Origin of the sequence: Flavobacterium sp. (assembly GCF_044361065.1) — a bacterium.
GTDB lineage: Bacteria > Bacteroidota > Bacteroidia > Flavobacteriales > Flavobacteriaceae > Flavobacterium.
The window spans coordinates 1-8,556 of record NZ_JBIKJI010000091.1 but is presented as its reverse complement, the minus strand read 5'-3'; the positions used below and the strand labels follow the sequence as shown (position 1 = coordinate 8,556).

The 8,556-nt window shown below is 32.0% G+C and carries 8 protein-coding genes and 3 tRNA genes; 6 read left to right on the top strand and 5 right to left on the bottom strand.

Annotated features, from left to right (window positions below):
• Nucleotides 1–992: WD40/YVTN/BNR-like repeat-containing protein (locus ACIQ11_RS06745; protein ID WP_396153920.1), on the bottom strand; the 992-nt coding region annotated here is incomplete at its 3' end.
• A gap of 162 nt (nt 993–1,154) precedes the next feature.
• Here ACIQ11_RS06745 and ACIQ11_RS06740 point away from each other — a divergent pair.
• The 4 genes from ACIQ11_RS06740 (at nt 1,155) to ACIQ11_RS06725 (ending at nt 4,913) form a co-directional block, all read left to right on the top strand.
• On the top strand, nt 1,155–2,372 hold the full coding sequence (locus tag ACIQ11_RS06740) for an RsmB/NOP family class I SAM-dependent RNA methyltransferase (RefSeq protein WP_396153919.1): 1,218 nt from the start codon (nt 1,155–1,157) through the stop codon (nt 2,370–2,372).
• A gap of 10 nt (nt 2,373–2,382) precedes the next feature.
• A complete protein-coding gene (locus ACIQ11_RS06735) occupies nt 2,383–3,486 on the top strand; it encodes an endonuclease (RefSeq protein ID WP_396153918.1) in 1,104 nt (367 codons plus the stop codon).
• 123 nt (nt 3,487–3,609) lie between these two features.
• Nucleotides 3,610–4,218, top strand: coding sequence for a YkgJ family cysteine cluster protein (locus ACIQ11_RS06730; RefSeq protein ID WP_396153917.1), 609 nt, complete (start codon nt 3,610–3,612; stop codon nt 4,216–4,218).
• A gap of 71 nt (nt 4,219–4,289) precedes the next feature.
• Complete coding sequence (locus ACIQ11_RS06725; protein WP_396153916.1) at nt 4,290–4,913, top strand: YkgJ family cysteine cluster protein; 624 nt, start codon at nt 4,290–4,292, stop codon at nt 4,911–4,913.
• Nucleotides 4,914–4,947: 34 nt separating this feature from the next.
• Here the strand turns inward: ACIQ11_RS06725 and ACIQ11_RS06720 are convergent.
• From ACIQ11_RS06720 to ACIQ11_RS06710, 3 genes are all read right to left on the bottom strand, one after another.
• Nucleotides 4,948–5,021 (bottom strand) — tRNA-Arg (locus tag ACIQ11_RS06720).
• A gap of 73 nt (nt 5,022–5,094) precedes the next feature.
• Nucleotides 5,095–5,169, bottom strand: a tRNA-Pro gene (locus tag ACIQ11_RS06715).
• 8 nt (nt 5,170–5,177) lie between these two features.
• Nucleotides 5,178–5,261, bottom strand: a tRNA-Ser gene (locus tag ACIQ11_RS06710).
• Between the two features lie 254 nt (nt 5,262–5,515).
• Between ACIQ11_RS06710 and ACIQ11_RS06705 the strand changes: the two genes are divergently transcribed.
• The gene (locus ACIQ11_RS06705; protein WP_396153915.1) at nt 5,516–6,694 is read left to right on the top strand and encodes an acetyl-CoA C-acyltransferase; all 1,179 of its coding nucleotides are present in this window, start codon (nt 5,516–5,518) and stop codon (nt 6,692–6,694) included.
• A 72-nt stretch (nt 6,695–6,766) separates the two neighbouring features.
• Complete coding sequence (locus tag ACIQ11_RS06700; protein ID WP_396153914.1) at nt 6,767–7,528, top strand: NlpC/P60 family protein; 762 nt, start codon at nt 6,767–6,769, stop codon at nt 7,526–7,528.
• Nucleotides 7,529–7,569: 41 nt separating this feature from the next.
• Here the strand turns inward: ACIQ11_RS06700 and ACIQ11_RS06695 are convergent.
• On the bottom strand, nt 7,570–8,556 hold a 987-nt coding region (locus ACIQ11_RS06695; protein ID WP_396153913.1), incomplete at its 5' end, for a KUP/HAK/KT family potassium transporter.

Below are 8,556 nucleotides of genomic sequence, written 5' to 3'. Positions count from 1 at the left end.
GCTAAATATATATTGTTTTTTCCACTGAAACGTAGCGTATAAAAATCGGTATCTTCTAAAATTTTTGTCCACTTTTCTCCAAAATTAGTAGAATAATAAACACCTGTTGTACCACAAGTATATAGTACTTTACCACGACTATTTGGCATAAATTGCACACAAGATGCATATCCAAAAGCTTTATCTTTTGATACAATTTCCCAAGTTTTTCCGCCATCTTTAGTTATTGCTTTATTGATAGAATTATCTTTCTGATTTTCATAATTTCCGCCGACAATAATTCCTTTTCTTTTGTTATAAAAATCCATTGAAAAAGCACCTGTCATAGCTTGACCTTGTATAATTGGTGTTTCAAAAACCTGCCAAGAACTACCTTTATCTTCACTCATAAATAACCTGGATTTTATTCCTCCAGAAATAATATAAATAACGCCATCAACAATTTTTACATTGGTATCACTTGCCGCAAAAGCCGCTTCACCTTCAACTGTTTTTGGTAATAAATCACAAGATATTTTCTGCCAATTTTTTCCTGAGTTCTCAGTCAAAAGAATTGATAAGCAATCTTCTGTTGGATCTCCAATAACTATTCCTAATCCTGTTTTAGCATCTATAAACATACTGTCATAAAATACTTTTTCTCCAGTTTCAGTATAAATTAAATTTGAGGCAGCACTATTTCCAAAAGTATTTAATGCGAACATATTTGCTGGAGTTCCTGCATTTAAAACATATATGCTACTATTCGCATAGGCCATACTTCTAAAATCTGTAATTTCTTTCTGTAATTTTACGATTTTAGTTTCAGCTTCATTTTGAAAACTTATAAATCCTGCTTTACTATTTGTACCTCCAAACCAAACTCCGTTAATCGTAGGGTAAATAGCTCGAATAGAAAGAGAATCTAAAATAATATCTTTTCTTTCTAAAACTTTAAATGTTGATTTACAAGATAAAAAAACAAAAAACACAAACAAGGATAAATATTTCATAAACTACTTATTTTAGGCTAATATACAATTATTCAAAAAATGGCGACCTTTAAATAACTATATTTTTAGAAATATATTAGTTTAAAACGAGCTATTTATAGCGTGAATCAACGCTTTTTTGTTTTTAATTGTTATCTTTGCAGGCATTTTTATATATAATACATGAGATTTCATAGAAACATTAGTTTTGCAGTAATAGACGCCTTAATGGCAATTTTTAACGAAGGCGAATATGCTGATAAAGTGGTTGCCAGAGCCTTAAAATTAGATAAAAGATGGGGAAGCAGCGATAGAAAATTCGTAGCTGAAACCATTTATGATATTGTTAGATGGAAACGACTTTATGCTGAAATAGCTGAAATTAAAAAAGAACCATTTGACAGAGATAGTATCTGGAGAATGTTTGCAGTTTGGGCTACTTTAAAAGGATATACATTACCAGATTGGAAGTATTTTGAAGGTACACCAGTAAGAAGAATCAAAGGAAAATTTGATGAATTATCTAAAGATAGAAAGTTTAAAGAATCTATTCCTGATTGGATAGACGAAATAGGTGTTAAAGAATTAGGCGAAACAATTTGGTCTAAAGAAATTACTGCTCAAAATGAACCTGCGAAAGTTATTTTACGTACGAATACCATCAGAACAACAAAAGAAGCTTTAAAACAAGAATTACTTCAATTAGATATTCATACAAAAGTACTTCCTGATTATCCTGAAGCTTTAGAATTAGAGGAAAGAGCAAACGTATTTATGACAGACATTTTTAAAAATGGTTTGTTCGAAGTACAAGATGCCTCGTCTCAAATGGTAGCGCATATGTTAGACATTCAACCTGGAATGCGAGTAGTTGATACTTGTGCTGGTGCCGGTGGAAAAACATTACATATGGCTTGTTTAATGCAAAACAAAGGGCAAATTATTGCTATGGATTTGTATGAAAGTAAACTAAAACAATTAAAAATTCGTGCCAAACGAAATGGAATTCATAATATTGAATACCGCGTAATTGACACGACTAAAGTGATAAAAAAACTTCACGGTCAAGCCGATAGAGTACTTATTGATGCGCCTTGCAGTGGATTGGGCGTATTAAAAAGAAATCCAGATGCAAAATGGAAATTAAAACCCGAATTTATAGACAATATTCGTAAAGTTCAAGCGGAAGTTTTAGAAAGCTACGCTCCTATTGTAAAACCTGGAGGAAAATTAGTATATGCTACTTGTAGTGTGTTACCATCTGAAAACCAAGAACAAGTAAAAAAATTCTTAACTACAGAAATAGGTAAGAATTTTACATTTGTACAAGATAAAAAAGTTTTAGCTCACGAATCTGGATATGACGGATTTTATATGGCTTTATTAACAAGAAACAATTAAACCCCATAATATGAAGAAATACCAACTTTTACTTTTAGTTGCTCAGTTAAGCTTTGGGCAAGCTGGAGCACCAGCAAATCCTTATTATAATGGAATGAACTGGACATTAACAGGCATCAACTTAAAAAGTGCTTTAGCGACAAAAATTACAACAACACATACAATTACATTAACTTACGCGCAAGCTGAGCTAGCAATAGAGACTGTAGATTTAGATCCATCGGATGCAACAAATACAAATTTGTTATTACTTTATGGATTTAGCAACAATCTATGTCCAGCCTCATCATCTGATGATAAAGACCATAGAAGAAGAGATAAATCTTTAGAAGATGCAGGAACTGCTGACCCTTGTTTGTGGAATAAAGAACATACTTATGCAAGAGCATCTGGAGTTCCGGCGTTAGGAACATCTGGACCTGGAGCTGATGTTCATAATTTAAGAGCATGTGATAAGAAAAGAAATGCAGATAGAGATAATGACCGTTTTTTTGATGGCTCAGGAAATTCTTTTGAAAGTGGATTGTTATGGTATCCTGGAGATGAATGGAAAGGTGATGTTGCAAGGATGATGATGTATATGTATTTAAGATACGGAAGTCAATGTTTACCAACAAGTATTGCTCAATCAGGTATTCCTACTGTAACAAACGATAGTAATATGGTGCAGTTATTTTTAGAATGGAATGCTGAAGATCCTGTATCTCAATATGAAGATAATAGAAATAACTATCTTGGAAATACTTCAAACACTTATGCGCAAGGAAATAGAAATCCATTTATTGATAACCCTTATTTAGCAACAGTCATTTGGGGTGGACCTGCGGCTGAAAACAGATGGCCAACAGTATTTTTATCATCTGAAAGTTTCATAGCAGATTCAGCAGTTCAAATATACCCAAACCCAACAAATAATAATGAAATTGAAATTGCTACAGAAGAAAGCATTTCGAAACTTACTTTAATTAATGTTAATGGTCAAATAGTAAAAGAAGTTATTAAGCCAATATTTAACCAAAACACATATAAAATAAATAATTTACCACAAGGATTTTATTTTATACAAATTACCGCTGAAAAAGGAAATTTGACTAAAAAAATTATTGTGAACTAATTTAGTTTTTAAAATTATATTCTAAATCTCTAATTATTTTATAGTTAGAGATTTTTTATTTTAGAAATAAATAGGATATCAACTCTTTTCGGATATTATTAAGCGTACATTCGTAAAAAAAATATGTCCATTGAAATTAAGGTTGCAGCTGTAGAACAATTATTTAGAAAATTAGATTTAGAAATCAACTCACTTCAAACAGAAACCAAACTACATTGTAATTCAGGTTGCGGTAAATGTTGTACGAAATTGGATATAGAAGCTTCACCATTGGAATTTTTACCCTGGGCATTTCACATTTTTTTAAATGGCGATGCAGAAAAAGTATTAGCCGAATTAGAAATAAAAACTTCTACTATTTGCCATATATACAATCCCTTGACCTTGTTAGATAAAGTAAACGGAAGTTGTAGTAATTATCCCTATCGCGGATTAATATGTAGGTTATTTGGTTATGCAGCAACTAAAGACAAATACGGTCAGTTGCGTTTAGCCACTTGTAAAATTATTAAAACGGAACAAGTTAAAAATTTCGAAAATGCTTCCAATCTGATTCAAAATGGACTTCCTGTGCCTATATTTACGGATTACTATATGAATTTATCTCAAATCGATTATCATTTAGGAAATATTATTTTACCAATTAATAATGCATTAAAATATGCCATTGAAGAAGTGTTGCAATATTACGCCTATCGTCCTTTGCCGAATGGATTTAAAAACATTGCATAGCATTCATTACATTATTGCTGTGTATTGATTTGACAATTCTTTTTTAAAACGTAAATTCGCCAAAAAAAAGAATGTCAATTGAAAGAAAAGTGCAAGAGATTGAATTGTTATTCGATAAATTAGAAACCGAATTAACTACTTTTACCTCTAAAACTCATTTATTCTGCAACGCAGGTTGTGGAAAATGTTGTACCAATCCCACGATGGAAGCATCTCCTCTTGAGTTTTTACCTTGGGCATTTCATTTGTTTAAAATTGGCGAAGCAGAAAACACACTTGAAAAACTAAACAATCACTCCAACCCTATTTGTTATAATTATAATCAAACTTCAGAAATAAATTTACATTTAGGAAGTTGTAGTACTTATAAATACCGAGGTTTAGTTTGCAGATTATTTGGATATGGAGCCGCCAGAGATAAATTTGCACAACTTCGTTTGGCAACTTGTTCAATTATAAAAGACGAACAAACTAATAAATATAACGCCGCAAACGAAGCCATAAATAACGGATTATATGTTCCTGTTTTTACAGATTATTATATGAATTTATCTCAAATAGATTTTCGTCTTGGAAATACATATGTTCACATAAACAAAGCGTTACAAATGGCTTTAGAAGAAGTATTACACTATTATGCGTATAGAGAATTTCCTGAAGAAGAAGAAGAAGAAGAAGAAGAAGAAAACAAATAAAAAAAACCTCGATATTTCTATCGAGGTTTTTTTGTGATCGCGCCAGGATTCGAACCTGGGACCTACTCATTAGAAGTGAGTTGCTCTATCCAGCTGAGCTACGCAACCTAAATTTTTATGTATTTGACAACCAAATGTTGTCGGGGGCTTGTCCCGATTCTATCGAGTTAGCCTATTTTTGTCGGGGTGGCAGGATTCGAACCTGCGGCCTCCTGCTCCCAAAGCAGGCGCGATAACCGGGCTACGCTACACCCCGAAAAAAAGCGGAGAGACAGGGACTCGAACCCTGGCGACAGTCACCCGTCGACAGATTAGCAATCTGCTCCGTTACCACTCCGGCACCTCTCCTATTAATTCCGCAAAGAATTATCCTTTTTTGCGGTTGCAAATATAGGATAACATTCTTTTATTTCCAATTAAAAAATAGTATAATTTTTAAATTTAAAACAAACCTGCTAAATATCAACATCATACAGAAAAAATCATATTGGACTTCTAATCATTTTTTCTTTTGAATGTCTGTTATATCTCATTAAAAAAGCAATAAATTGTTTAAAATTTCGTAAAATTTTGTTACTTTCGCAAAACAAAATTGAAACAAAATGAATAAAAAAGTAGTAATTGTATCCGCTGTGAGAACGCCAATTGGAAGTTTTATGGGTGCATTATCAAGTGTACCTGCAACTAAATTAGGAGCAGCAGCGATTAAAGGTGCTTTAAATAAAATAAATTTAAACCCTTCTTTAGTAGACGAAGTAATAATGGGTAATGTGGTTCAGGCTGGTAATGGTCAAGCACCAGCACGTCAGGCTGCATTATTTGCTGGATTATCTAATGAAGTAATATGCACCACTATAAATAAAGTTTGTGCTTCTGGAATGAAAGCAGTAATGCAAGGCGCTCAAGCAATTATGGTTGGAGATGCTGAAATTGTTGTAGCTGGAGGTATGGAAAATATGAGTTTAATTCCACATTATGCACATTTAAGAAATGGTGTAAAATTTGGGCCTACAACTTTTGTGGATGGGATGCAAAAAGATGGGCTTATTGATGCTTATGATGGGAATGCTATGGGTGTTTCAGCTGATTTGTGTGCAACAGAACATAGTATTTCTCGTGAAGAGCAAGATAATTTTGCCATTCAATCGTATACACGTTCAGCTACTGCTTGGGATACTGGTAAATTTGATGCCGAAATTGTTCCTGTGGAAGTACCACAAAGAAAAGGAGATCCAATTATAGTTTCTAAAGACGAAGAATACACTAATGTAAAATTAGATCGTATACCTACTTTGGCAGCTGTTTTTACAAAAGAAGGAACAGTTACTGCGGCAAATGCTTCAACTATTAATGACGGTGCTGCTGCATTGGTATTAATGAGTGAAGAAAAAGCAAATGAATTAGGTTTAAAACCTTTAGCATTCATTAAATCATACGCAGATGCGGCACAGGAGCCTAAATGGTTTACAACAGCGCCTGCAAAAGCATTACCAAAAGCATTAGACAAAGCTGGAATAACCCTTTCAGATGTTGACTTTTTTGAGTTTAATGAAGCTTTTTCTGTTGTAGGTTTGGCAAATGCTAAAATTTTAGGATTAGATAATGATAAAATAAATGTTAATGGAGGTGCTGTTTCATTAGGGCATCCATTAGGGTGTTCTGGTGCAAGAATTATCGTAACATTAATTAATGTACTTGAGCAAAACAATGCAAAAATTGGTGCTGCAGCTATCTGTAATGGTGGTGGTGGTGCTTCTGCAATTGTTATTGAAAGAGCATAAATAATAAATTTTAAAATTAACTATTGATAAAAGATTTTCAATTATCACTTGTTAATTATCAATTATAACTAAATGTTTGGAATTTGTAATTTAGGAATTGTACCCATAAGAAGTGAAGCCAGCGATAAAAGCGAAATGGTTTCACAATTGCTATTTGGCGATACATTCAAGATTACGGAATCTACACCTAAGTGGACGAAAATACAAACTACATTCGATACTTATGAAGGTTGGATAGACACCAAACAATTTCAAAAAATTACAGAAAACCAATACCTTATTTTAGAAAAATCCGAAACTGTTTTAAACGGCGAATTAATTGATTTTATTTCTTTTGAAACAAATCAACTTATGCCTATTCCATTAGGTAGTAGTTTAAACTTTTTAGACAGTAACGAGATTAATACTTCTAATTATCAATTTGAAGGTCTTAAAGAATGTGGCATAAAATCCAAAGATAATATTCTAAAAACGGCATACTTGTATTTAAATGCCCCTTATTTATGGGGTGGAAAAACGCCTTTTGGAATTGATTGTTCAGGTTTTACACAAATGGTGTATAAATTAAATGGATATAAATTATCAAGAGATGCTTCACAACAAGCTATTCAAGGAGAAGCATTAAGTTTTATTGAAGAAAGTGAGCCTGGGGATTTAGCTTTTTTTGATAATGATGAAGGAAATATAATTCATGTTGGAATTATGATGGAAAACAATCATATTATTCACGCTTCAGGAAAAGTTAGAATTGACAGAATTGACCATTTAGGTATTTATAATGTAGATACCGGAAGACATACTCACAAACTAAGAGTGATTAAGAAAGTAATATAAAATAAAAAAAGCCAGAACTAAAATTCTGGCTTTTTTTATATTTAATCTATTCTTGTTAATTTTAATGCTTTCGTCTCTGAAATTTTAAGTGGAAACTTTTCTATAGTTACCGATCCAGGATCTAAACCAAATGCTTTTTCTTCCGATAAGCCTAATTTTTTCAATACATTATAGCCGTCTAAAATCAGTTTTTCATAGAAGGGCAAAGCGTTGTCATAGGACATGAATTTTTCTATTAATACAAATCTAAAATCACTAATAATTTTGTGTTTATGTAAAGAAGTATATCTACTTGTTAAATCTACTTCTCCCCTTTTTTGCATGTCTTTTACAACTTGAGCAAACATTTTATTAAATTTTGGTGCGACTCTAAATCCTAATCTAAAATCAACACGAATGACATCATCATGAATAAATTCACAAACTCTGTATTCCATCGTATACGGTTCATCTACAACATGTACGTGAGCAAACCAATAAATATCAGCACGCTTCGGACTATTATTAATAATAGAGTAAATAATTTTCGATTCAATTTCGTATCGGTTATCCGCACTTGTTAAATAGACTAAATTTGTAGCATATTTTGCAATTGATTCATCTCTACTCAAATCTTCTAAAACAGGTAAATATTTATCTAATTTCACAAATTCTACAAATCTGTTTCTAATTTTTCTTGCAAAATACCAACATGTCATTACGGCAAATAATACAAATGCAATAATTAAAGTAATGTATCCACCTTCGCCAAATTTATGCATACAAGCATATAAAAAGGCCAATTCTATAATCAAATATGTAATTACAATTACCCAAATAAAGGTTCTATTATATCTTTTTATTATCATATAAAAATTTAGCAATGTAGTTGTCATTAACATTGTTAAAACAATTGCCAAACCATATGCCGCTTCCATTGCAGCCGCTTTTTCAAAGTAAAGTACAATAAAAATACAACCTGCCCATAGTAGCCAATTTAAAGACGGAATATATAATTGTCCTCGTAATTCTGTTGGATATTTAATTTT

Excerpts from the sequence above, each read along its gene's own strand:
- ACIQ11_RS06740 (WP_396153919.1), top strand. The coding sequence starts at position 1,155 with ATGAGATTTCATAGAAACATTAGTTTTGCAGTAATAGACGCCTTAATG.
- ACIQ11_RS06735 (WP_396153918.1), top strand. The coding sequence starts at position 2,383 with ATGAAGAAATACCAACTTTTACTTTTAGTTGCTCAGTTAAGCTTTGGG.
- ACIQ11_RS06705 (WP_396153915.1), top strand. The coding sequence starts at position 5,516 with ATGAATAAAAAAGTAGTAATTGTATCCGCTGTGAGAACGCCAATTGGA.
- ACIQ11_RS06725 (WP_396153916.1), top strand. The coding sequence starts at position 4,290 with ATGTCAATTGAAAGAAAAGTGCAAGAGATTGAATTGTTATTCGATAAA.
- ACIQ11_RS06730 (WP_396153917.1), top strand. The coding sequence starts at position 3,610 with ATGTCCATTGAAATTAAGGTTGCAGCTGTAGAACAATTATTTAGAAAA.
- ACIQ11_RS06700 (WP_396153914.1), top strand. The coding sequence starts at position 6,767 with ATGTTTGGAATTTGTAATTTAGGAATTGTACCCATAAGAAGTGAAGCC.